Genomic DNA, 21,855 nt, shown 5'->3' with positions numbered 1-21,855 from the left:
TCAACTGCCGGTACCCATACCGGTTGACAGCGCTTTTAATCTGCGAAGATGATTATGACCGAGCCCAGCTATACGGTATTAAGCAATTATATAGACCTATTGCTGGATGCTATCTGTGTGGTAGATAAAGATGGTTGCTTTGAATTTATCAGCCCCGGCGCAGAGCGCATTTTTGGTTATACACCGCAGGAAATGCTCGGTCATTCGATGCTGGAATTTATTCATCCGGATGACCAACCGTTAACCCTTGCCACGGCCGAGCAAATTAACCTGGGCGCTGTGAAACTGGATTTTGAAAACCGCTATATCCGCAAAGATGGCAGCGTAGTGCATCTGCTGTGGTCGGCCCGTTGGTCGGAAGATAAGCAGCAACGGGTTGCGGTTGCCCGCGATATCAGTAGTCTGAAACATGCTCAGCGCTGCCAGGCAGCGCTTTATGCCATAGCAGAAGCGGCGTTTGCCGCAGAGGACATCGACCAGCTCTACCTGCAAATTCATCAGATTATTGCCGGCTTAATGCCTATGTACAGCTTTATAATAGCCCGCCACGACAGCCAAAATGGTTTGAGCTTTGGTTATAGCAGTACCGGCGCAGCGTCATTAACCAAGCAGAGTTTAACTTCAGAGCTTTGTCATCAGGTAATCGCCAGCGGCCAGAGCAAACTATTTTATGGTCAGCATGCCAGGAACCTGACTGCGGTAGCAGCTGACCTGAATGCCTTAGCGGTACCGCTGAAAACGCACAGTGGCATTATTGGCGTTTTGCTGGTGCAGAATACAGTTCAGGCACCGGCATACAGTAACGCTGATCTGGATATGCTGGAATTTGTCGCTACCCAGGTAGCGGTTTCTATCGAGCGGCAGCAGATGCTGGCCCGGTTAAAGCATCATGCCTTATATGACCAGCTAACCAGCTTGCCTAACCGGGAGCTATTTCAGGACCGGATACATGCAGCGTTGGCCAGGGCAGAGCGCGAGCAAGCAAGCCTGGCATTACTCTATGTTGATTTAGATAAGTTTAAGCTCATTAATGACAGTTTTGGCCACAATGTGGGTGATGAGTTACTGCAACAAACAGCCCAGCGCCTGCTAAAGTCAATCAGGCAAACGGATACGGCTGCCCGCTTTGGTGGCGATGAATTTGTGGTTTTACTGGAGCAGGTAAGTAGTGCCGCCAGCGCCATGCAACTGGCGCAACATATTCGCCAGGCGCTGGGCCAGCCTTATCTGATTAATGACCAGCAACTGAGTATTCATCCCAGCATTGGGGTTGCCTTATATCCGGAACATGGTTCAACCCAGAAAAAGCTTATATTGTATGCCGATGCGGCGATGTATCAGGCAAAAAAGGCCGGTGGCAATAAGGTGGTGCTAAGTGATGGCATATTATTATTAAACCGTGCCACTAATTAACGATGTTTTAGCACGCAAACTAACGCCTAAAGCCCGGAAATAGGGCAGCCAAAGCTGGCTGAGTGCCAGACTTAGTCGCTCGTTTGGATAAATTCCCATTTTAGCGGCTTTACTTTGTAAAGTGCCGGCGACCAGAAAGCTGTTTTTTAATGGCTGACGCTGTAGCATATTTTCAAAGGCCCGGGCGGCCATTTCTTCCGGCATGGCCAGATAAAGCTGCTGGCGCGTGGCATCCAGCGTGCGGCATTGTTTGAAAAAATCGCTTTCGTTCTGGCCATTGTCAGATAAATACAAAGTTTGAAAAGCCTGTTGCAGCAGCTCTTTTAACGGGTGGGCCTTTACCGCCATACCATCCAGCCAGCAGCGGCTGGCAAAGCGGTCTGCTGATGGCAGAAGGCAGAACATTTTACCGGCAATATAGTGATCAAAGGCATGAAACCATTCATGGGCCAGGCTGCCGCCACCGGCATTTTTGGCCAGCGCTAAAATACGCCCCTGTGGCTGGTAGTGGGCGCAAACGCCACGCTGGCCGCCTATACCGTATGTTAAAGCCAGGCTGCCGTTAAGCGAAATAACCTGCTCGGGGACCTGCAGTAACAGCTGCAAGTCGCACAGCGCATCAAAAAATAAATTAGCGGCCTGCTGTTGTTCATCACGTTGCACCCAGCGGCCAATATGAATGCTGTTAAAGCCAAAAATCTTAACCAAGTCACCAAAACTGACATCAGCGCCGGCCCGGTGTGGCGGGCCGTTACGATAGTACTGCCGGCTAAGTCCGTCTGCCACTTCAGTTATGCTGTTGGGGCGTTATCGGCATCAGAAACAGTATCCAGCATCGCCAGCGCCAGTGCTTCGGCCACTTTAATGCCATCAATACCGGCGGATAAAATACCACCGGCATAGCCGGCGCCTTCACCTGCCGGATACAGGCCTTTGACATTAATGCTTTGATAGTCGCTGCCGCGTTTAATGCAGATGGGCGACGAGGTGCGGGTTTCGACTCCGGTTAATAAACCATCAGCTTTGGCGAAGCCTTTAATCTGCCGGTCAAACGCCGGTATCGCTTCGCGGATCGCGGCAATAGCAAAATCAGGTAATACCTGGGCTAAATCCGTTAAGGTGATACCCGGGGTATAGGAAGGCTTAACTTCACCCAATTCGGCTGACGGCTTACCTTTTAAAAAGTCGCCAATTAACTGCGCCGGCGCATGATAGCTTTCACCGCCCAGTTTAAAGGCTTGCTCTTCCAGCTGGCGTTGCAGCGCTATGCCTGCCAGCGGGTGGCCGGGGTAATCGCGCTCGGGGTCTATCCCGACCACTATGGCGCTATTAGCATTACGCTCGTGCCTTGAATACTGGCTCATGCCATTGGTGACTACCCGGCCAGGCTCCGAGGCTGCCGCCACCACGGTGCCGCCCGGACACATACAGAAGCTGTATACGGTGCGGTTATTGCTGCAATGGTGCACCAGTTTATAATCAGCCGCGCCTAAAATCGGGTTGCCGGCATTTGGGCCAAAGCGGCATTCATCAATCATCGATTGCTCGTGTTCTATCCGGAAGCCTATTGAGAATGGCTTGGCTTCGATATAGACACCTTGATCATATAACATTTGAAACGTATCACGGGCGCTGTGGCCAACGGCCAGCACCACATGCCGGCTTTGCAACTGTTCACCACTGGCCAGAGTTAGCCCGGTCAGCTGGCCATTATCAATATGCAGTTTTTCTACCTTACTGCTAAAGCGGATTTCACCACCCAGTTCGATAATTTTCGCCCGCATTTTCTCTACCATCGCCACCAGCTTAAAGGTACCGATATGCGGCTTACTGACATACATTATTTCATCGGGTGCGCCGGCCGCGACAAATTCACTCATTACTTTGCGGCCATAATGTTTCGGGTCTTTCACCTGGCTGTAAAGCTTGCCATCAGAAAAGGTACCGGCACCGCCTTCGCCATATTGCACGTTTGATTCCGGGTTTAATTCTTTGCCGCGCCAGAAACCGAAGGTGTCTTTGGTACGCTCGCGCACTTCTTTACCACGCTCTAAAATAATCGGTTTAAAGCCCATTTGTGCCAGCAATAAACCGGCGAACAAGCCACAGGGACCCAGGCCAATGACAATGGGCCGCTCGCTCAACTTAGCCGGGGCCTGAGCGACAAACTTATAACTGGTGTCAGGCGAAGGTTTAACATGCTGATCAGCGGCAAAGGTGGTTAGCAGCTGCGCCTCGTTATCAACTGCTAAATCCAGAGTATAAATCAACTGAATGTCAGATTTCTTACGGGCGTCAAAGCCACGTTTAAACACGGTAAAACTGTGCAGCTGCTTCGCAGGTATCTGTAATTTACTTAAAATGGCAGCAGTTAGTGCATTTTCATCATGGTTTAGCGGTAGTTTAATTTCAGTCAGGCGCAGCATAGAGGTTCCGTATCGGTGTCATTGCGATCAGGCAACAGGCCCGCCGCTCACAAGATGGCGCTATTTTACGCTAAGCGTAGTTGATTGTCCGCAAGGGTTTTGCTCTTGAGCTCAACTGTTCACCTCTGAGCAAAAGATGTCAGCCATTGAATCGGAGCAGGCGAAAATGATGTCCGGGCTATCTATCTATGGCAATGATGATGCAGCCATCAATTTCTTCTGCCGCTACAAGCGAGATATGAGTTTTTAGGTCAAGAAACTTCAGTCCTTTGCCGCCAGGCACGGCATTGCCTCTACCATTCAGTCAAGATAGTTAAACCTTATCTTTAGGGAGTAACCTTGTGACCAATAAGCTTGATGTACTGGCCTTGTCTGAAGAGGTCGAGCGTGACAGCCAATCTGGACAATTAAACCGTGAGTTGTTGGCTCAGGGGCAGGCGCTATATGGCAAAGTGGCAGATTACCCAGATCACCTTGTTCGAACCACACCAGATGGCAAAAAGTCTATTGGCCACTGGAAAGATGGCGAGTTTGCTGAAGAGTTTTGCCTTTTTTGGTAACAAAAAGCCCCGCCGACACCGAGTTACTGGTGAGGGAGAGGCTTTGGATTCAAAGCTTCTACCGAATCAATTTTAGCCTGAAGAAATCAATGAACCTGACACTATTGATTCTTATGACCGTCAAATATCTTCGTCGTTCTCAGTGGTACCAAAGAAAACGATATAAAGTAAGCAAAAAATTCCAAAAAAACCAAACACTATAAAAAACCAAAAAAATATCGGCTCATTCACACGAGAAAATGTGATGGCTTTTATATGTATATCACCATTTTTTATATTGCCCACTAAACCATGTGCTCCCCAAATACAAAATACCAGAATCACTAGATTTCGTAGATTTAGCTTTTCTTTTAATTTCATAACTAGCCTTAACTTTCTTCTCATTCCTTTCTAAGCCTGTGTGACGTGTCAACTTGAACTACCGGTGGGCTTCCAGAGTCAGTTCCATTAGCCTCCTGAGTAGCGCGCATATTTTGTTCATGAGCTTTAACTCCTTCTGAAGCCTCATTAGACACATATTGTGCTCCCGCCCACTTTACTAATGGACCAAACCTAGATGGAACTTTAACTTTGTCTAGTTGATTTTGAGCCAACTCTCCTGCAGCTAAGCCAGCAAGCGCATCAAAACTGCCACTTTCAACCATGTGAAGTACACCAAATGTTGTCGCTACAGCTAATGCACCGTACCCAGGGATGAAACTAGCCAACGTAGCAAAATTACCTGAATTTGCCATAAATGCCCTACCAGTTCCAGAACCGACATATAGCATTGCATCTCCAGCAAAACCGGGTACACCTTTAGCTGTGTCCATAACTCCATAAGAAATTTGACTAATAATTTCCTTCTCTCTAGCTTGTGGGAAAAGAGAGTTAAAGTTGATAGGCTCTTTCCCATCCGGATCGATATACTTATACGGATTATTATTGGCATACGCATAGCGGTTAAACATCATCGGGTTACTGGCGGTAAAGCCCACAGGGTCATTGCTGTAAAACCGACCGATAACTGGATCATAGTATCGCTGCTGCATATAGTTCAGGCCCGTATCAGAATCCTTGATATGGCCGGTAAAACCAATTTCATCTTTATTAGCAGCAACGGCATTTAATTCCTCACCAAACGGCGTGTGTTTTTGCCGCCAGGTTACGTTACCAGCCGAATAGGTTCCGCTAACGGCACTGCCAACGATGTCGTTATGCAAATAAGTAACAACACTTCCATCATACTTAGCAAAAGTGCCGTTGGGCCCCGCCACATACTCTGTTGTTTCGCCAGTTGTTACGTCGTCTCTGGTAACTAAGGCGCCGGAACGATCGTAAACAGAATAGGTAGTTGCGCCATTAACCTGCCTCAAACAGATAAATCGGTCACAAAACCAACTGGGAAAAATGGTGTAGTTGCAAAGCGTTGATACAAGTTAGCGGTGGTTGCTGATACATTATCAGCGAGCTTGCCTCAATATTGTACATCTGTGGCATTCTGCTACAATTGGGCGGTGAAAAATAGTTTGGAGGTAGCCATGACAACGGCAAGTATTAGGCTGGAAGATACTTTGGTAGAAAGAGCCAAGATCGTCGGTTCTGCGCAATCCCGCTCTGCGGCCAAACAAATTGAGCATTGGGCGAAAATCGGCCGCATGATGGAAGATAACCCGGATTTATCCTACGAATTTGTACAACAAGCTATGCTTGCTAAAGCAGAAAAAGACGCTGGCCAGCTTGAGGCTTACACCTTTGGCTAAGATAGAGCAGGTATTACAAACAGCAACATTTAACAAAGCCGTAAAGAAATTAAAGCCCAATCAGAAAGCAGACTTGGATAACGCTGTAAAAGCGTTAATCGATAACCCATTACTCGGTGAAAAAAAGCGCGGCGATTTGGCCTATCTGCGCGTATATAAATTTAATATGGTAAAGCAATTAACCTTGCTGGGTTACAGTTATGAGGATGGCGCGGTGATCCTGGAGCTGCTAAATCTGGGCTCACATGAAAACTTTTACCGGGATATGAAGCGCTGATCAAACACTTGTCTGTGTTTGTTTTTGGAGTTTTCTACAGTATGATCGCCAGCCTGCAACAATGGGAAGCAAGACACTATGGCCTTTGTGGTATTAGATAACTGCATTAAATGCAAATACACCGACTGCGTGGCAGTGTGCCCGGTTGATGCATTTTTTGAAGGGCCGAATTTTCTGGCGATAAGCCCGACTATTTGTATCGACTGTGCCCTGTGCGAGCCAGAGTGCCCGGCTAATGCCATAGTACAGGAAGATAAAGTGCCCGCTGACCAGCAAGGCTTTATTCAGCTAAATGCTGAACTGGCGGAGTTATGGCCTAACATTCGCGAAGTAAACGCTCCGCCAGCCGATGCCGACGCCTGGAATGGCGTACCGGACAAAATAATTTATCTGGAAACCTAGCTTAACACTTCCTGTTGCCCGCCCTGTTTAATGCTGCTCTGACTCAGGTGTATCGTGGTCAATTTTATAAATAAAATAAATTGCGTAAAACAGACACAAGCCAATGACGATGGCCAGGCCGCTAAATGAAATAAAGATCACCGGATCATTTAGAAATTCATGCCACAGGTTCATAACGTTACCCTCTTGCTGCGTTGTCAGGGTAAGTGTAGGTAAAGTGCGGTCAGGTTTAGCTGATACAGATCAAAGTTTACCTGGCTGTTTAACTCAACTTTACCAAGGCTTGACGCAGATCAATTAATTGCCCCATTGCTGCGTCCGCTGAGGCATCGGCGTTGAGTAATTGCAGATAGAGTTCCAATACTTGTACCGGGTTTACAGCAAGCGCAGGGCAATGCTGCAGCAGTAATTGTTGTTCCAGCCGCTCCAGTTCCAACTCGCTGGCCAGTAATGTTTGCTTTAGCTGTTGCTGCATAGCCGCATCTAGGCCGCTTTCGCTGACACTGCGGCGTAACTGACGCAGTGGCCGGGTAAAGCGTGCACTAAAGCCTTCCAGCTCAGCGTGCAGCTGCTGTAGCTGTTGCCGGCCGATACTCAGCTGTTGTCGTTCTAAGTAACACAGCATCAGCAGCAGGTTGACGTTAGCGCCCAGTTCGTCCTGCCACTGCAGGCACACTGACTTTACCTCTGGATAAAACGCCACGCTAAACTGCCACAGCGCTGCTGCTGTCAGCGTTTCAGTCATTTTACTGCGGTTAGCCATTGCTGTTCCAGAACAGGCTGGTTTGCTGTTCCAGCTCTTCCTGCGCCATAAACCAGTCTTCTTCAATACTGGCCAGATTGCTGCTGGCCGTGGCTTGTTTGGCCAGTAGTGCGGTCAGCTCGGCTTTGCGCTCAGCGCTGTAGATCTCCGGATCGGCCATTTTTTCCTCAATAGCGGCCAACTCTGTGGTCAGCTTTTGTTGTTGCTGCTCCAGTTTTTCGATTTTCTGCTTTAGTGGCCTGAGCAGATTACGCAGCTCAGCCTCCAGCCGTTTCTGATCTTTACGGATAACAGTGCTGCTGGCAGGTGTATCTGGCTGGTTGCTGCTGGCGCTTTGCCGGGCGTCCTGTTGCAGCCACTGGTAATAGTCCGTCAGGTCCCCGTCAAATGGCGCGACCCGGCCATGGGCGACTAAATAAAACTCATCGGTACAGCTGCTGAGCAGATGCCGGTCGTGCGAGACGATAACTATAGCGCCCTCAAACTCCTGCAACGCCATAACAATGGCTTCGCGCATATCTAAATCAAGGTGGTTAGTGGGTTCATCCAGCAGTAACAGGTTAGGGCGCTGATAGACAATTAATGCCAGAACCAGCCGGGCTTTTTCGCCACCGGAAAACGGCGCGCAGGCTTCCAGCGCTTTATCACCATGAAAACCGAAGCCTCCCAGAAAATCACGTAGCTTTTGCTCGGGTACCAAAGGGTCCAGCCGCACCAGATGCTGCAGCGGTGAATCTTGCGGGCGCAGCGTTTCCAGCTGATGCTGGGCAAAATAACCTAAACTTACCCCATTAGCGTACCAGATCTCGCCACTTTGTGGTGCCATGCTGCCAGACAGTAATTTAATTAAGGTAGATTTACCGGCACCATTGCGGCCAAGTAAGCCAATCCGGCTGCCGGGCAGTAGCTGAAACTTAATCTGGCTTAAAATAATGTTGTCGGCATAGCCGGCCTGAACATGTTCCATTTTCAGAAGTGGGTTAGGTAACGATTTTGGCTCGCGAAAGCTAAAGCTGAACGGCGAATCAACATGGGCCGGGGCCAGTATGGTCATCCGTTCCAGCGCTTTAATCCGGCTTTGAGCCTGACGAGCCTTGGTGGCCTGCGCTTTAAAACGGTCAATAAATTTTTGCAGGTGAGCAACCTGACGCTGTTGTTTATCAAAGTTGGCCTGATGCTGCGATAGCTGCTCAGCGCGCTGACGCTCGAACTGGCTGTAATTACCCTTATACAAAGTCAGGGTCTGACGTTCAATATGGACGATGTTATCGGTTACCGCATCCAGAAGGTCGCGGTCATGGCTTATCAGCAGCAAGGTGCCCTGATAGTTAGCCAGATATTTTTCCAGCCAGAGTACGGCATCTAAATCAAGGTGGTTGGTCGGTTCATCCAGCAGCAATAATTCGGCAGGTTGCATTAGCGCTTTCGCCAGATTCAGGCGCATCCGCCAGCCACCGGAAAACGATTTAACCGGCCGTTGCTGGGCATCACCGCTAAAACCCAGGCCATCAAGCAGCACACCGGCTTTTGCTTCTGCCCGGTAGCCATCCAGGGCTTCAATTTGCAAATGCACGGCGCCCAAATCAGTGTCACTGCACTGGCTGCGGGCTTTAAGTAACAGCGGGAATAATTTTTCATCGCCCTGCAGAACATAGTCCATAGCGCTGCAATCCAGCGCCGGGGTTTCCTGGGCAACGGTAGAAATAACCCAACGCTCCGGTATACTTACCACACCTGCATCAGCATGCAGTTTGCCCTGCAGCAAGGCAAACAAGCTGGATTTACCGCAGCCATTGGCACCAATAATTCCGACTTTTTGCCCCGGAAATACGGTAAGATCGGCCTGAGTAAACAAAGCCTGTGGGCCGCGGCGCAGTTCAACCTGCTGTAACTGAATCATGCTTTTACCTGTAATACTGAACTAAGGTGCCAACTTTACGCTATAACCAGCATAAACCAAGGCCTTCGCAGAAAATTGGCGCTAACAAACTGAGATAACTATGACTGTTCGTAAGAAAAAACGTTTTATCGCCGGTGCCAGTTGTCCGAAGTGTCACGCTATGGACACTATGATGTTATTTCTGGAAAATAACGTCGAAAAAGTGGAATGTGTCAGTTGCGGCCATCAGATGGTGCAACCGGAGCAGCAGGTAAGCAAAGCGAGCCGCGCCAGTGAGCAGGTGATTGGGGTGTTTAAACCGGAATAGCCCGCTGGCGCTAAGTCTGCCTGTTGCTGTTAATAGTGCGGTGGAGGTGGCTCTTCTTCAGGGCGTAAGATGCCCTGATCATCCGGGAGCTGCCGGAGCTTCTCGGCCAGCAACATCACCTGTTGCTGTAATTTTTCAATCCGTTGCTGATGCTGATGTAATTCATTATTCAGGCTTTGGACGGTGTCTTCCTGAAACGCCAGTTTACTTTCCAGCTCAATAAGTTGTTGCTGCATTGCAGCATCATGCTCAGTCATAATTAATTTCCCATACCTCGGCGAAGCCACTGGAGCTTTCGGTAATTATACGTGTTGGGCTTAAGAATGCTACTGCATGAACCACAGCCCCGGCTGGCCGGCTGCCATCCCGCGGCATTACCCGCCAGCGCTGCAGCTCCTGGCCATCACTTACCCGCCATAATGCAGCATTACGGGTGGGGGCGCCGGTAAGTAAATAGTTACCATCAGCGCTAAAGCGCACCGCACTGAACACTTGCTGGCGGGCCGTAATTTGCAGCTTACTGACCAGTGCTCCGGTTTGGATATCCCAGATCCTGGCCAGACTCTGGCTATCTGCGGTAAAGGCATAGCGACCTTTGGGATCTAAGGCAACTTTGCTCACCCGGCTGGGGTGGCTGAATGTATGAATAATCTGAGCGCTGTCAGTATCCCACAGGTAAGCCTGATAATCGTTACTGCCGGTCAGGGCGTAGCGACCATTAGGTGACATTGCCACGCTGTTAATCTTTTCACTGTGGCCCAGAAACTCCAGGCGCCGGCCGCTCGACAGCGTGATATGTTGCACCGCGCCATCACTTTTCCCTATCAGTAGGTGAGCGCCGTTGGCAGACACGGCGATATCACGCACAGTTGACTGATCAAGTTGCCAGAAACCCGCATTCTGACCTGTGTCTGTGCGCCACAGCGCAAAGGTGTGCTGATCCGCGGTCAGTACATGGCTGTTATCCGGGCTGATGGCCAGGCTGAATACCAGGTTTTCCTGCTCCGGGTCGTGTTGCCACTGATATTTCAGTGCGTTTTGCTCCAGATCCCAGTAGGCAACACCATGCTCCACCGAAGAGACCACAGCGAAGTTGCCATTATCGGCGATCTCAGCTGCATAACTGCCCTGAGCGACGTGTTGCCATTGCTGCAGTGCTGTTGTTTCCACTTTTGTACAAGACGAGAGTAAAAAAGTGAGAAAAAGCACAGGATATTTCATTGCGGGTGTTAACCTCATTCGCACAAACCGTTAGTATAGGTCAGAATCTGACGGATTATTAAAACACACTTTTGCAGCCAGGCTGCCAATAATTGGAGAAATGAATGCGCGTAACAACCAAATTATCACTGATTGCCGTGGCAATGCTAACGTTAACAGCCTGCCAGAAAGAACAGCAACCTGAAGCACCTGCATTAGACACCGATCAAGCTAAACAGGCTTATAGTCTTGGTGTGTCTGCAGGCCGTTACCTGGAGAGCACTATCCAGGAGTATGACAAAATTGCCGTTGATTTAAATAGTGATTTAATCATGCAAGGCGTCAAAGACGGTCTGGCGGGTAAATCCAGTGTCAGCGATGACGAAATTCAACAGCTGTTGGCCAGTCTGGACGAGCAGTACCGTGCTAAGCAAGCTGAAATTGCCGCGGCCGAATCTGAAGCAGTGATCGCTGCCGGAAAAGCCTATTTAGAACAAAATGCCAGCAAGGAAGGGGTAACGGTTACTGATTCTGGTTTACAGTACGAAGTACTGGAACAGGGCGATGGCCCGAAACCGGCGGCTACCGATGTGGTAAAAGTGCATTACACCGGCACGTTAACTGATGGTACTAAATTTGACAGTTCGTATGACCGTGATGCGCCAGCTGAATTTCCGTTAAACCGGGTGATACCAGGTTGGACAGAAGGGGTTCAGCTGATGAACGTAGGTTCAAAGTACAAGTTCACCATTCCATCTGAACTGGCTTATGGTGAGCGCGATATGGGTGTTATTACCCCACACAGTGTTTTAGTATTTGAAGTGGAATTACTGGAAATTGTTACCAGCGAATAATCACAACTCTGGCAGCGACAACCTTGTGGTTGTCGCTCCTGTTATTCGCTGACGTTCAGTCAGGCTGATACACTGGCATCGGTGTGTTTAGCGTGCAGCGTATCAATCAGTTCGTCTTCCAGTTCAAAACGCTCTTCTAATGCCTGGCCCAGCTCAGAAAGTTCACGATCGAATGCCGCGCTGTTACGTGTGCTTAAATGATCCGCATAGGCGTCATTAAAACTAAGCGCTAAGTCAGTGGATACTGAAATTTTCGGATATAAGCTATCGGCTAATTGGCGGGAGTCAGTGCCATTTACCGTGCACTGATCGACGATACGTTCATAGACTTCAAAATGACCGGCAGATAAATAATCCATTAGCAGCTGACAGAATTCGCGAATTTTCTCCTGAGCAGGCAGCGTGTGGCGGTCCTTTTCAAATGGCGGTAGGCCAGCTAACTTGCAATAACTGACAATAAGCTGTTGACGCTCGTCAAGCCAGTTATCTATCGCAGTTAACGACCCTCCCCACTTTTGTTGCGCTTGTTGCACACGACGGTACATTGCCTTCTCCTTAAGAGCAGTAAATTAGGAGCAGTAAAAATTCTGCTACCTCTAATTAAAAGAATTTCACACTAAAAATCAACCATTTTTTTATTGGTCAGCCCAGTGCACAAGCCGTATCATAACAACAGCACACTAATCTGTAACTAATAGAGTACGTCAATCAAGGACCTTTGCATGATAAAGCACAGTATAACGCTGACAAACAGCCAACCTGGATTCTGGTTCGTTGTTAATAAAGGCCGCTTGTATCTGACAGCTGAGGGCAAGGTGCCGCAAGGCACCTTAGCAAATTTAACGATTGCAGCGGAACCTGAGCAGATTTGCCGGTTGGGACATTACCAACAGCAACCCTGCTATTTAGTGGTAGATCATGATCAGATAGTGGATGAATCATCATGGCATTCAGCCCGCAGTTTGCTGACTCAGAATGAAATGCTGTTTCAGCTGGCAGCGAGGGCGCTGCAGGTCGCGCTATTTTTGCAGACACACCGCTTTTGTGGCCAGTGCGGCAGTGCTATGCACCTGGTAAACTGGGAACTGGCAGCGTTATGCAGCAAATGTGGTCATCGTTGTTATCCGCGAATTGCCCCGTGCGTGCTGGTCGGTATTACCCGGCCGGGACAAATACTGCTGGCACGGTCTACCCGCCACAAAGCCGGCTTCTTTTCAATCCTTGCAGGATTCGTTGAGTCGGCTGAAACCCTGGAGCAGGCGGCAGCGCGTGAAGTAAAAGAAGAAGTGGGGGTGGATATTACTAATTTATGTTATGTCGGCAGCCAGCCCTGGCCATTTCCGCACTCTTTAATGACCGGCTTTACGGCAGATTATCAGGACGGTGATATTGTATGTCAGCCTAATGAGATTGCTGAAGCCGCCTGGTTTGACTTAAATAACTTACCGGATGTGCCACCTGCCGAAACCTTGTCTGGCAGGATTATCAGGCATCTACAGCAACGAAACTTCGCCATGGATGGCAGCAAATAAAAAATCATCTGGAGTGATTTTTAACAATGCGGAGCGTTGGCCCAAAGGGTTTGCGCCATGGATGGCAGCAAATAAAAAATCATCTGGAGTGATTTTTAACAATGCGGAGCGTTGGCCCATAAGGGTTTTCGCCATGGATGGCAGCAAATAAAAAAGCCACAAAATGTGGCTTAACTTGGTACAGCATGGTCCTGTAAATCAGGCTTCTCGCTTATAATTCTTCACTAGCGCAAGTAGTTTATAACAGATAGTGTTAATGGATACAAGCACTGATCACAAAAAATATGAACTGCAGATTAATAGCCTAGAGTCAGGCAGTGACAGATGGTAAACTTGCGCAGATTTTATTGAAGGCGAGAGAATTATGCAGTTACAAAACGACCGTTACCTGCGAGCACTGTTAAAGCAGCCAGTTGACCGGACACCCGTTTGGATGATGCGCCAGGCAGGTCGTTACTTGCCCGAGTATCGTGCTACCCGCGCTGTGGCAGGTGACTTTATGTCGCTGTGTAAGAATCCTGAACTGGCCTGCGAAGTGACATTGCAGCCGTTACGTCGATATCCTCTGGACGCTGCTATTTTATTCAGCGACATCTTAACCATTCCTGATGCAATGGGTTTAGGTCTGTATTTTGGTGAGGGCGAGGGTCCTAAGTTCCAACGTCCGATCCGTGACTTTATGGATGTGGTTAATTTACCGGTGCCTGATCCGGAGCAGGAATTAAAATATGTAATGGATGCCGTACGAACCATAAGGCGTGAGCTGAACGGCAGCGTGCCGCTTATCGGCTTTTCCGGCAGCCCGTGGACTTTGGCAACCTATATGGTGGAAGGTAGCGGTAGCAAAACCTTCAGCATTATTAAAAAGATGATGTACAGCGAACCTGAAATACTGCATATGCTGTTAGACAAGCTGGCGCAGAGTGTCGTGCTGTATCTGAATGCACAAATTGCTGCGGGTGCGCAGTCCGTAATGATATTCGATACCTGGGGTGGCATCCTGACACCACGCGACTATAAAGAGTTTTCATTAAGCTATATGCAAACTATTGTTGATGGTTTGACCCGCGAGGCTGACGGTCGCAAAGTGCCCGTAACCTTGTTCACTAAAAATGGTGGTCAGTGGTTAGAACTAATTGCTGCAACTGGTTGTGATGGGGTTGGCCTGGACTGGACGACTGATGTTGGTAACGCCCGTGCCAGAATAGGGGATAAAGTTGCGCTACAAGGCAATATGGACCCGTCGGTACTCCTTGGCTCTCCGGAGCGGATCCGCCAGGAAGTGCAATCAATATTAGACAGCTTTGGCCAGGGCTCAGGCCATGTGTTTAATTTGGGGCATGGTATTACGCCCGATGTTGATCCTGAGCGAGCAGGGGTATTTATTGATGCGGTACAGTCGTTAAGCCGCACCTATCATCTGGACACCAGTGACAAAGACAAATAAAAAGATAAAGAATAATAAAAAGGCCATCATCAGATGGCCTTTTTATTAGTTCGTCCCAGCGACAGAGGTCTGATAATCCAGCAATAAATCTTCAAAGTTCTGGGTGGCCCAACTACGTTTTTTGGCTTCAGCTATAGCTTGTTGTAACATAGCTTCGCCTCGTCCCTGCTGGCCCAGCTCAATAAAGGCTACGCCAAGAGTCGATAACAGGTCCGGATGGTTTGGGTCGATAGCACGGCCTTGTTCCGCCAGGCTAACCGCTTTATTGGGGTTATAAATCTGGGGGTCATCTGACATTGCCAGCAGTGACGCATAATCTGCAATGGCTGGCATATATTCCTGCAGTGCTGCCAGCTCCAGATAGCGCGCAGCTTTGCGTGGTTCATAGTTAACATTATTACTATCCAGTAGCTCTTGTGCCAGCAAATAGGCTGCTTTGGGGTTACCACCTTCTGCTGCAACGGCCAGCCAGTTGACGGCTTTGCTACGGTCTTTTTCACACCCATTACCGGTTATCAGACACTGTGCTAATCGATACTGGGCAGTTTGATGGCCATTAATTGCAGCTTTCTGATACCACTCCAGCGGATTTTCTGTCTTAACAATATTACTCTCAGCCAGAATGGCATATAAATACTGATATTCTGCAAATTCAGCCTGTGCTGCTGCAGCGATTGCATCAAGGTATTCCTGATTATCGCGGTTAAACCGGCGTGACTGAGAGCCCTGAGACGCTTTGATTTGAAAACTATGTAATTGCATTTCCAGTCGCTTGGTATCGCCATATAAATCTCTTGGCGGCTCAAACCGCCAGTTATTTACCGCCTGCAGCACATACTCATTAATACCATCTACCGGAAAAGACGCCACTACCTTGGCGTTTTCTACTTTACCGTCTTCATTAATATCATAATGGACAACCGCCCAGGCAGACACGCCACCGCGCTCAAAATAAGTAGGAAAGTTTGGTTCGTCCTGACGGATTGCTTTTATCTTTGCAAAACTTCCGACGACAAACCTGTTGGCAATCGGATATAAGTTGCCGTATAGCGCGTCTTTGCCGTATTTACTGTTAAGTTCTGTAAACGCTTCCTTACCATCGCGGCGTGATTCAAGTTTGCGTCTTAAAGCTAAATACTTTTCTGCAGCTTCTGCATGATCCCGATCGCGGGCAATCAAAGTCCATGCGTAAGCTTTATTATTGTCTACATCAGTACCCAGGCCTTCAGCATAAATTCTTGATACCAGATATTGTGCTTCAACATGGCCTAACTCAGCCAGCTTTTCCAGCCGGGGCTTTGCCAGTTGGTATTCTTGTTTTTCAAACAACGATTTTGCAGTAGGAAAATCTGCAAGTGCATGCCAGGAGAAACAAATTGCAATCCAAGCCAGACTAATACGAACTATTGGCATAATATGTCTCCACGACTTTCTTACAAAATTTTATTCTTTCATTGAGTTTACAATGATTTATCAGGCAAAACAAAAATAATTATTTTGTTTTATTTCAGTTGGTTAAATCTCTTCACTATTCCTTAATCAAAAAAGCCGGTTTAAACCATTTAATGCTGCAACCCGGTATGCTTCAGCCATAGTGGGATAATTAAACGTTGTATGCACAAAATAGTTCAGATTATTCCCGCCGTTTGTTTGCATCATAATGGCCTGACCGATATGAACAATTTCAGCTGCCCGCTCACCAAAACAGTGGATACCGAGTATTTCAAGGGTTTCACGGTGAAATAGTATTTTCAGACTGCCGACACTGGTATTGGCAATTTGTGCCCGGGCCAGATGTTTAAACTGGGCCCGACCCACTTCATAGGGTATTTTTGCATTGGTGAGTTCCTGTTCGGTTTTACCTACTGAACTCATTTCAGGAATGGTATAAATGCCAACAGGAATATCGGCGATCAGGTGCCCATCCAGATTCCCCTTGACGATAGCCTCCCCAGCAAGACGTCCCTGATCGTATGCTGCACTGGCTAAGCTGGGATAGCCAATCACATCACCGACAGCATAAATGTTGTCAATGCTGGTCTGATAACTGGCGTTAACACTAACCAGCCCCCGGCTGTCCGAATCCAGCTGTATTGCCGCCAGATTTAACATATCGGTATTACCAGTGCGGCCATTAGCAAACAGAAAACAGTCAGCTTTCATTTTTTTGCCAGATTGTAAGTGCAGAACGACGCCATCTTCATGTCCTTCTATCTGAGCAAACTCTTCACCATGTCGAATGGTCATACCGGAATTCCAGAAGTGATAACTAAGTGAGTCTGAAATCTCTGCGTCCATAAAAGAAAGTAAGCGATCCCGGGTGTTAACCAGATCAACTCTTACACCAAGACCACGGAAAATAGAGGCATACTCACAGCCAATAACCCCTGCACCGTATATAATGACGTGTTTCGGCTCGTGCGCCAGCGACAGAATAGTATCGCTATCGTAAATTCGTGAGTGATTAAAATCGACCTGGGGTGGCCGGTAGGGCCTTGAGCCGGTAGCTATTACGATATTTTTTGCTGTAAGCATATAGCTGCTGCCTTCAGCATCGGTAATTTCCAGAGTATGGGCATCAACAAAACGCGCCTCTCCCTGATGTATTTTTACCAGATTGCGGTCGTAGAAACCGGCTCTTAATTTTACCTGCTTACGGATAACGCCGGCGGCATGCTTCAAAATCTGTGAGAAAGTCAGCCTGGTGTGCTGGTCATCGAGTTGAAATAACGGATTTTCATTAAACTCAATCAATCGGCTAACCGAGTGCCGTAATGCCTTTGATGGTATGGTTCCCCAGTGAGTACAGCCGCCACCAACCGATTTATAACGTTCAATGGCTGCAACTCGTTGGCCACTTTTGGCGAGATACATCGCTGCACCCTCGCCCCCGGGACCGGTACCTATAACTATGGCGTCATAATCATAAACAGTTTTCTTAGCTATTTTTTTCTCGGTCACAAGTGTCGCCTTGTTTAGTGCAATCTGTTACTTGCCAGCATAACAGGTCTTTATAGCAAAAAAAGAGGCCGCAGCCTCTTTTTCAATATCAGTGGAAAGCAGCTGTCAGCCTTTGCCAATGCCGGTGTTGTTGCTGCAAATGGTATTTGAACTCGCGATAACGTTGCTTAAAGTCAGCAGACTGATATTGCTCAATTAAGGCTTGCTTCTTCTGGACGACAAATTGCTTTTTCAGCAGATAGAAATCCTGCATCCTGGCTACCAGGAGTTCATACTCCCGTTCCAGCAACTGTAACAGCTGTTCAGAATTAGGCAGCAACTGAGCTTTTTGCTGGGCCCGTAATAGCTGCATTTTAACTTTCGCCATTGCAATACGTTCTTCCGGTACTGTGCGCAGGTTGCGGGTCAGGCCGATAAAACTGGCCGTTTTTATCAACCATTTAGTGGGATCAAACTGCCACCACTTAATACCGTTTCTGTAATCATACTCAAATATATGATGATAATTATGGTAACCCTCACCATACGTCAGAAAAGCAAGTATGCCATTGTCGCGCGCAGAGTTTTTGTCGGTATAAGGTTGGTTACCCCAGATATGGGCTAATGAATTAATAAAGAATGTAAAATGGTGGCTTAATACCAGTCTTAGCACGCCAACACTCAGAATCATGCCCAGCATATTGCCGCTTATCAAGCCCAGTAATACCGGAATACCTAGGTTGGTCGCTATCGTCAGCACCAGATAATGCTTGTGCTGCCACGCGACAATACGATTTTTCTGAAGATCACGGACATTAGAATAATCGTTATAAACATCGCCCTGATAGTCACGCAACATCCAGCCGATATGACTGTACCAGAAGCCACGACCCGCAGAGTATGGGTCTTTGTCGTTATTATCGACGTGACGGTGATGATCGCGGTGATCGGACGACCAATGCAGCGCGCTGTTTTGCAAAGCGAAAGCGCCCCCAATAGCAAAAAGCCATTGCATAAGCGGATGGGCATCATAGGTTTTATGCGCCCACAAACGATGATAACCTGCAGTGATTGACATACCGCAGTAGCCAAGCGCTAAAATGGTGGCGATAATTTCGAACCAGCCAAACCCGACCGCTACGGCATACCACGGCACAGCGATTGCTGCGACAAGAAACGTAACGCTGAATAAGATAGTGGTGGTCCAGATAATAGGGGCTTTTTTCATAAAGGGCACTTTGAGCTTACAACTGTACGCCAATTTAACTAGCCAGCAGGGACAGGTCAAGGTATAAAATAGCTATTTTTTCTGTAGGATGGTCCGTGAGCAGAGCGCAACAAAAAGAAAAAACACGTAAGGCTATAATAGAAGCCGCTTTTTCTCAGTTAAGTGCGGAAAAAAGTTTCGCCAGTTTAAGTTTGCGGGAAGTAGCCCGCGAAGCAGGTATAGCACCTACGTCATTTTACCGCCATTTTGCTGATATGGACGAACTGGGCTTAACATTAGTAGATGAGGCAGGTTTGATGCTACGTCAATTAATGCGTCAGGCGCGGCAACGAATTGAAAAAAACGGCAGCGTTATCAGCACCTCTATCGAAACCTTTATGGAGTTTGTAACCGGTAACAGTAACGTTTTCAGATTATTATTGCGAGAGCGTTCAGGTACATCCGCTGCTTTTCGTGCGGCAGTGGCTCGCGAAATTCAGCATTTCTCTGCAGAGCTGGCACATTACCTGCGAAAGGAAACAGCCTGCCCTGATGAGTTGGCACAACTGCAGGCCGAAGCAATGGTCACGTTGGTATTTCATACCGGAGCTGATGCACTGGACGCGCCGCCTGAACAATATGCCAGTTTAACCAGTCGCACGGTCACTCAATTGCGTTGGCTTGCCCATGGCGCAGCCAGTTATGGCAGAAATAAGGCTAAAAGTTAGCGTTTTTGCAGCCAGAGTCCGGTTTCAACGTGATGGCTGTAGGGAAACTGGTCGAATAATGCCGCATTTACAATCTGATGTGTTTTACTCAGGTATTGCATGTTGTCGGCCAGCGTTTCTGGGTTACAGGAGATATAAATAATATCGTTGAAACGGCTGATCAGTTGCAAAGTGTCCGGGTCTAAACCCGCACGAGGGGGATCTACCAACACAGTGTTCAATGTCATGCCGGCCAGGTCAATATGTTTTAAAGCTGAGCTTGCTACCAGTGCTTTTGATACATCTTCGGCAGACATTTGTAATACCTGAACATTATCAATATTATTAAGCGATATATTGTATTGCGCTGATTTAATTGATGTTCTTGAAATTTCAGTCGCAACAACCTGCTTAAAATAGTTCGCTAATGCCAGAGAGAAATTGGCATTACCGCAATACAGCTCCAGCAAATCTCCCTGAAGTTGGCTGGCTATCCGGGCGGTCCAGTTAAGCATTTGTTGATTTACGCCGGCATTTGGTTGAGTAAAACTGCCTTCTACCTGCTGATATGCCAGGGTCTTGCTGCCAACAGCAAAGCGCTCTGTGACAAAGTCATCACTTAACACAATCTTTTGCTTGCGGGCCCGGCCGATAATTTTAACTGGCCATTCGGGTAGTAATTCTGCGATTAAAGCCTGCGCAGCTTGCTGCCACTGCTCATCAAGTTGTCTTTTATAAATCATGCTGATTAACAGTTCACCTGATAAGGTTGCCAGATAATCGACTTGGTACAACTTATAACGAAGTGAGTGGTTAAACTGAATTTTCTTAAGTAATACCGGCATAAAGTCTGCGATCAACTTCGAGGCCACAGGAAAATAGTCAATCCGGACCTTTTGTTTGGTTTCAGGATCAAACATTGCGTGGTAAATATCATCACCGTCATGCCATATCCGAAATTCAGCGCGCTGCCGATAATGCTCTGCTTCAGATTGGAAGACCTCGATTTCGGGTAAAGCATAAGATGCGAAAAGATCTTGCAACAGAGCCTTTTTGGTAGCTAACTGAGTTTGATATTCTGCTGGAAAAACCTGACCTATTCGCATAATCGTCTCTGCTTGGACTAAAAGGCGGCTATTTTAGGCGTTTTTGGCTGTGACGCAAACCCAAGTTAAAGTAACGGTCAGCTATTACTGATATAATAGTTAAAACGCCGACTGAATGCCGGCGTTATAAAGAAGTACTTTGCGAGAGACGATTTGGTTGACGCTACTTATTGCTGACTGTCGTCTTCCTGACGCTCTTTTGCTTCGCGTACCTTTAATGTTCTTTCCTGAAATTCGAAGTCGTTAAGTTTATTGATCATTTTAGCGGCATCTTTAGCTGAAACTTCAACAAAGCCAAACCCACGTCGCCGACCGGTTTGCCGATCTTTCATCAATCGGACATTTTTAACCGCACCATATGAAGAGAATAACTCTTTAACAGCATCTTCGTTTGCCCGATAGGGAAGATTACCGACATACAAAGTGGCAGTCTCGCCGTCGAATTGAGTGGGGACTTCGCTGGTAGTTTCTGCTGCTCCTTTCACATCGACCAATACGGGTACTAGAATGCCTGCCAGCAAAACACCGATCACAACAAACCAGGCCTGATTAATTTCCAGGTTAAAGAATGCAAAAGCAAAATAAGCCAGCACGGCCAATGCCAGGGTATAAGGTAATGAAGCACGTAACGTTGGTAACATAATAATTATTTCCTAAATACAGAGAAAAAGAGCTTACTTACCATAAGCAAATCTATATTAGCGGTTAGATCTTAAGCAGCCAATAGAAAAAATTCCGTTATAACAAATAACACTGCAATAAAAACAGACAAAAAGTGTGATAAATAGGCATTTGATAGCTAAAACGAAAAAAAATACCTATTTGACTCTTGCAGCACGTCTAAAACGCCCTATAATGCGCGCCATGCCAAGGGGTGCTGCGCTAAGCAGGCTTCAGGTGAGATAAGCCGGATTGCAAAAATCTTTCAAAAAGACCCTTGACAGTCAGGTTTAAATCACTAAAATGGCGCCCTCGCTTCAAGGTGGCAACGAAAGCCCTGAAAAGCGGGATTAGTAACAAAGGGTCAAATGTGACAAGCTGTTTAGTAAAAAAGACAACTTATCACGCTTGA

Annotated in this window: 26 protein-coding genes; 11 read left to right on the top strand and 15 right to left on the bottom strand. The window is 47.6% G+C overall.

Annotation, left to right across the window (positions count from 1 at the left end; genetic code table 11):
• The first annotated feature begins 54 nt into the window (after positions 1 to 54).
• Positions 55 to 1,413, top strand: a complete 1,359-nt coding sequence (locus R3187_RS16370) for a diguanylate cyclase domain-containing protein (protein WP_318968137.1) — start codon at positions 55 to 57, stop codon at positions 1,411 to 1,413.
• Here R3187_RS16370 and R3187_RS16365 read toward each other — a convergent pair.
• Positions 1,393 to 2,199 carry a CLCA_X family protein gene (locus tag R3187_RS16365; protein ID WP_318968136.1) on the bottom strand — a complete coding sequence of 269 codons (807 nt, stop codon included), beginning with the start codon at positions 2,197 to 2,199 and terminating at the stop codon, positions 1,393 to 1,395. The two genes, R3187_RS16370 and R3187_RS16365, sit on opposite strands and share 21 nt — an antisense overlap.
• 5 nt (positions 2,200 to 2,204) lie before the next feature.
• Positions 2,205 to 3,839, bottom strand: coding sequence for an NAD(P)/FAD-dependent oxidoreductase (locus R3187_RS16360; protein ID WP_318968135.1), 1,635 nt, complete (start codon positions 3,837 to 3,839; stop codon positions 2,205 to 2,207).
• Between the two features lie 341 nt (positions 3,840 to 4,180).
• On the opposite strand from R3187_RS16360, the gene R3187_RS16355 reads away from it, so the two are divergent.
• The gene (locus R3187_RS16355) at positions 4,181 to 4,399 is read left to right on the top strand and encodes a hypothetical protein (RefSeq protein ID WP_318968134.1); all 219 of its coding nucleotides are present in this window, start codon (positions 4,181 to 4,183) and stop codon (positions 4,397 to 4,399) included.
• A 120-nt stretch (positions 4,400 to 4,519) separates the two neighbouring features.
• On the opposite strand, the gene R3187_RS16350 is transcribed toward R3187_RS16355, so the two are convergent.
• Together R3187_RS16350 and R3187_RS16345 are read right to left on the bottom strand one after the other, a co-directional pair.
• The gene (locus tag R3187_RS16350) at positions 4,520 to 4,759 is read right to left on the bottom strand and encodes a hypothetical protein (RefSeq protein ID WP_318968133.1); all 240 of its coding nucleotides are present in this window, start codon (positions 4,757 to 4,759) and stop codon (positions 4,520 to 4,522) included.
• A 20-nt stretch (positions 4,760 to 4,779) separates the two neighbouring features.
• A complete protein-coding gene (locus R3187_RS16345; RefSeq protein ID WP_318968132.1) occupies positions 4,780 to 5,754 on the bottom strand; it encodes an RHS repeat-associated core domain-containing protein in 975 nt (324 codons plus the stop codon).
• Between the two features lie 165 nt (positions 5,755 to 5,919).
• Here R3187_RS16345 and R3187_RS16340 point away from each other — a divergent pair, with 165 nt between their 5' ends.
• The 3 genes from R3187_RS16340 to fdxA all read left to right on the top strand — a co-directional run bounded on the left by R3187_RS16340 (position 5,920) and on the right by fdxA (position 6,820).
• Positions 5,920 to 6,141: a TA system antitoxin ParD family protein gene (locus R3187_RS16340; protein WP_318968131.1), complete on the top strand. Its 222-nt coding sequence runs from the start codon at positions 5,920 to 5,922 to the stop codon at positions 6,139 to 6,141.
• On the top strand, positions 6,134 to 6,418 hold the full coding sequence (locus tag R3187_RS16335; RefSeq protein ID WP_318968130.1) for a type II toxin-antitoxin system RelE/ParE family toxin: 285 nt from the start codon (positions 6,134 to 6,136) through the stop codon (positions 6,416 to 6,418). Before R3187_RS16340 ends, R3187_RS16335 begins: the two co-directional genes overlap by 8 nt.
• 78 nt (positions 6,419 to 6,496) lie before the next feature.
• Complete coding sequence (fdxA, locus tag R3187_RS16330) at positions 6,497 to 6,820, top strand: ferredoxin FdxA (RefSeq protein ID WP_318968129.1); 324 nt, start codon at positions 6,497 to 6,499, stop codon at positions 6,818 to 6,820.
• A 27-nt stretch (positions 6,821 to 6,847) separates the two neighbouring features.
• Here the strand turns inward: fdxA and R3187_RS16325 are convergent, their stop codons facing one another.
• The 3 genes from R3187_RS16325 to R3187_RS16315 all read right to left on the bottom strand — a co-directional run bounded on the left by R3187_RS16325 (position 6,848) and on the right by R3187_RS16315 (position 9,483).
• Positions 6,848 to 6,994, bottom strand: coding sequence for a DUF3149 domain-containing protein (locus R3187_RS16325; RefSeq protein WP_318968128.1), 147 nt, complete (start codon positions 6,992 to 6,994; stop codon positions 6,848 to 6,850).
• Between the two features lie 88 nt (positions 6,995 to 7,082).
• The gene (locus tag R3187_RS16320; protein ID WP_318968127.1) at positions 7,083 to 7,583 is read right to left on the bottom strand and encodes a TIGR02444 family protein; all 501 of its coding nucleotides are present in this window, start codon (positions 7,581 to 7,583) and stop codon (positions 7,083 to 7,085) included.
• Complete coding sequence (locus tag R3187_RS16315) at positions 7,576 to 9,483, bottom strand: ATP-binding cassette domain-containing protein (protein ID WP_318968126.1); 1,908 nt, start codon at positions 9,481 to 9,483, stop codon at positions 7,576 to 7,578. The genes R3187_RS16320 and R3187_RS16315 overlap by 8 nt, the downstream gene beginning before the upstream one ends.
• A 100-nt stretch (positions 9,484 to 9,583) precedes the next feature.
• Between R3187_RS16315 and R3187_RS16310 the strand changes: the two genes are divergently transcribed.
• Complete coding sequence (locus R3187_RS16310; RefSeq protein WP_318968125.1) at positions 9,584 to 9,790, top strand: YheV family putative zinc ribbon protein; 207 nt, start codon at positions 9,584 to 9,586, stop codon at positions 9,788 to 9,790.
• Between the two features lie 29 nt (positions 9,791 to 9,819).
• On the opposite strand, the gene R3187_RS16305 is transcribed toward R3187_RS16310, so the two are convergent.
• Positions 9,820 to 10,047: a SlyX family protein gene (locus R3187_RS16305; RefSeq protein ID WP_318968124.1), complete on the bottom strand. Its 228-nt coding sequence runs from the start codon at positions 10,045 to 10,047 to the stop codon at positions 9,820 to 9,822.
• Entirely contained in the window at positions 10,040 to 10,960 is a 921-nt protein-coding gene (locus R3187_RS16300) for a hypothetical protein (RefSeq protein ID WP_318968123.1), read from the bottom strand. The genes R3187_RS16305 and R3187_RS16300 overlap by 8 nt, the downstream gene beginning before the upstream one ends.
• A 155-nt stretch (positions 10,961 to 11,115) precedes the next feature.
• On the opposite strand from R3187_RS16300, the gene R3187_RS16295 reads away from it, so the two are divergent.
• Entirely contained in the window at positions 11,116 to 11,844 is a 729-nt protein-coding gene (locus R3187_RS16295; RefSeq protein ID WP_318968122.1) for an FKBP-type peptidyl-prolyl cis-trans isomerase, read from the top strand.
• 59 nt (positions 11,845 to 11,903) lie between these two features.
• Here the strand turns inward: R3187_RS16295 and rsd are convergent, their stop codons facing one another.
• The gene (rsd, locus tag R3187_RS16290) at positions 11,904 to 12,389 is read right to left on the bottom strand and encodes a sigma D regulator (RefSeq protein WP_318968121.1); all 486 of its coding nucleotides are present in this window, start codon (positions 12,387 to 12,389) and stop codon (positions 11,904 to 11,906) included.
• A gap of 177 nt (positions 12,390 to 12,566) precedes the next feature.
• On the opposite strand from rsd, the gene nudC reads away from it, so the two are divergent.
• The 3 genes from nudC to hemE all read left to right on the top strand — a co-directional run bounded on the left by nudC (position 12,567) and on the right by hemE (position 14,823).
• Positions 12,567 to 13,376, top strand: coding sequence for an NAD(+) diphosphatase (nudC, locus tag R3187_RS16285; RefSeq protein ID WP_318968120.1), 810 nt, complete (start codon positions 12,567 to 12,569; stop codon positions 13,374 to 13,376).
• Positions 13,363 to 13,527 carry a hypothetical protein gene (locus R3187_RS16280; RefSeq protein ID WP_318968119.1) on the top strand — a complete coding sequence of 55 codons (165 nt, stop codon included), beginning with the start codon at positions 13,363 to 13,365 and terminating at the stop codon, positions 13,525 to 13,527. The genes nudC and R3187_RS16280 overlap by 14 nt, the downstream gene beginning before the upstream one ends.
• A 213-nt stretch (positions 13,528 to 13,740) precedes the next feature.
• Positions 13,741 to 14,823, top strand: a complete 1,083-nt coding sequence (gene hemE / locus R3187_RS16275) for a uroporphyrinogen decarboxylase (RefSeq protein WP_413229036.1) — start codon at positions 13,741 to 13,743, stop codon at positions 14,821 to 14,823.
• 45 nt (positions 14,824 to 14,868) lie between these two features.
• Here hemE and R3187_RS16270 read toward each other — a convergent pair whose 3' ends face one another.
• The 3 genes from R3187_RS16270 to R3187_RS16260 all read right to left on the bottom strand — a co-directional run bounded on the left by R3187_RS16270 (position 14,869) and on the right by R3187_RS16260 (position 18,991).
• Complete coding sequence (locus tag R3187_RS16270) at positions 14,869 to 16,236, bottom strand: TonB family protein (protein ID WP_318968118.1); 1,368 nt, start codon at positions 16,234 to 16,236, stop codon at positions 14,869 to 14,871.
• A gap of 126 nt (positions 16,237 to 16,362) precedes the next feature.
• Positions 16,363 to 17,784: a Si-specific NAD(P)(+) transhydrogenase gene (sthA, locus tag R3187_RS16265; protein WP_318968117.1), complete on the bottom strand. Its 1,422-nt coding sequence runs from the start codon at positions 17,782 to 17,784 to the stop codon at positions 16,363 to 16,365.
• Between the two features lie 88 nt (positions 17,785 to 17,872).
• Positions 17,873 to 18,991, bottom strand: a complete 1,119-nt coding sequence (locus tag R3187_RS16260) for an acyl-CoA desaturase (protein WP_318968116.1) — start codon at positions 18,989 to 18,991, stop codon at positions 17,873 to 17,875.
• A 95-nt stretch (positions 18,992 to 19,086) separates the two neighbouring features.
• Between R3187_RS16260 and fabR the strand changes: the two genes are divergently transcribed.
• The gene (fabR, locus tag R3187_RS16255; protein WP_318968115.1) at positions 19,087 to 19,698 is read left to right on the top strand and encodes an HTH-type transcriptional repressor FabR; all 612 of its coding nucleotides are present in this window, start codon (positions 19,087 to 19,089) and stop codon (positions 19,696 to 19,698) included.
• On the opposite strand, the gene trmA is transcribed toward fabR, so the two are convergent.
• Complete coding sequence (gene trmA, locus R3187_RS16250; RefSeq protein ID WP_318968114.1) at positions 19,695 to 20,783, bottom strand: tRNA (uridine(54)-C5)-methyltransferase TrmA; 1,089 nt, start codon at positions 20,781 to 20,783, stop codon at positions 19,695 to 19,697. The two genes, fabR and trmA, sit on opposite strands and share 4 nt — an antisense overlap.
• Before the next feature lie 167 nt (positions 20,784 to 20,950).
• On the bottom strand, positions 20,951 to 21,424 hold the full coding sequence (locus tag R3187_RS16245; protein ID WP_318968113.1) for an RNA-binding protein: 474 nt from the start codon (positions 21,422 to 21,424) through the stop codon (positions 20,951 to 20,953).
• Positions 21,425 to 21,855 lie beyond the last annotated feature (431 nt).

The sequence above is a fragment of the Arsukibacterium sp. genome (assembly GCF_033721375.1).
GTDB lineage: Bacteria > Pseudomonadota > Gammaproteobacteria > Enterobacterales > Alteromonadaceae > Alishewanella.
The sequence above is the reverse complement of the archived record's forward strand: the minus strand, read 5'-3'. Positions and strand labels throughout refer to the sequence as shown.

Coding starts and splice junctions, on each gene's coding strand:
- rsd (WP_318968121.1), bottom strand. CDS start 12,389: ATGTACCGTCGTGTGCAACAAGCGCAACAAAAGTGGGGAGGGTCGTTA.
- R3187_RS16360 (WP_318968135.1), bottom strand. CDS start 3,839: ATGCTGCGCCTGACTGAAATTAAACTACCGCTAAACCATGATGAAAAT.
- R3187_RS16340 (WP_318968131.1), top strand. CDS start 5,920: ATGACAACGGCAAGTATTAGGCTGGAAGATACTTTGGTAGAAAGAGCC.
- nudC (WP_318968120.1), top strand. CDS start 12,567: ATGATAAAGCACAGTATAACGCTGACAAACAGCCAACCTGGATTCTGG.
- hemE (WP_413229036.1), top strand. CDS start 13,741: ATGCAGTTACAAAACGACCGTTACCTGCGAGCACTGTTAAAGCAGCCA.
- R3187_RS16325 (WP_318968128.1), bottom strand. CDS start 6,994: ATGAACCTGTGGCATGAATTTCTAAATGATCCGGTGATCTTTATTTCA.
- R3187_RS16370 (WP_318968137.1), top strand. CDS start 55: ATGACCGAGCCCAGCTATACGGTATTAAGCAATTATATAGACCTATTG.
- R3187_RS16260 (WP_318968116.1), bottom strand. CDS start 18,991: ATGAAAAAAGCCCCTATTATCTGGACCACCACTATCTTATTCAGCGTT.
- trmA (WP_318968114.1), bottom strand. CDS start 20,783: ATGCGAATAGGTCAGGTTTTTCCAGCAGAATATCAAACTCAGTTAGCT.
- R3187_RS16320 (WP_318968127.1), bottom strand. CDS start 7,583: ATGGCTAACCGCAGTAAAATGACTGAAACGCTGACAGCAGCAGCGCTG.
- R3187_RS16315 (WP_318968126.1), bottom strand. CDS start 9,483: ATGATTCAGTTACAGCAGGTTGAACTGCGCCGCGGCCCACAGGCTTTG.
- fdxA (WP_318968129.1), top strand. CDS start 6,497: ATGGCCTTTGTGGTATTAGATAACTGCATTAAATGCAAATACACCGAC.
- R3187_RS16305 (WP_318968124.1), bottom strand. CDS start 10,047: ATGACTGAGCATGATGCTGCAATGCAGCAACAACTTATTGAGCTGGAA.
- R3187_RS16245 (WP_318968113.1), bottom strand. CDS start 21,424: ATGTTACCAACGTTACGTGCTTCATTACCTTATACCCTGGCATTGGCC.
- R3187_RS16350 (WP_318968133.1), bottom strand. CDS start 4,759: ATGAAATTAAAAGAAAAGCTAAATCTACGAAATCTAGTGATTCTGGTA.
- R3187_RS16280 (WP_318968119.1), top strand. CDS start 13,363: ATGGCAGCAAATAAAAAATCATCTGGAGTGATTTTTAACAATGCGGAG.
- R3187_RS16295 (WP_318968122.1), top strand. CDS start 11,116: ATGCGCGTAACAACCAAATTATCACTGATTGCCGTGGCAATGCTAACG.
- R3187_RS16310 (WP_318968125.1), top strand. CDS start 9,584: ATGACTGTTCGTAAGAAAAAACGTTTTATCGCCGGTGCCAGTTGTCCG.
- R3187_RS16270 (WP_318968118.1), bottom strand. CDS start 16,236: ATGCCAATAGTTCGTATTAGTCTGGCTTGGATTGCAATTTGTTTCTCC.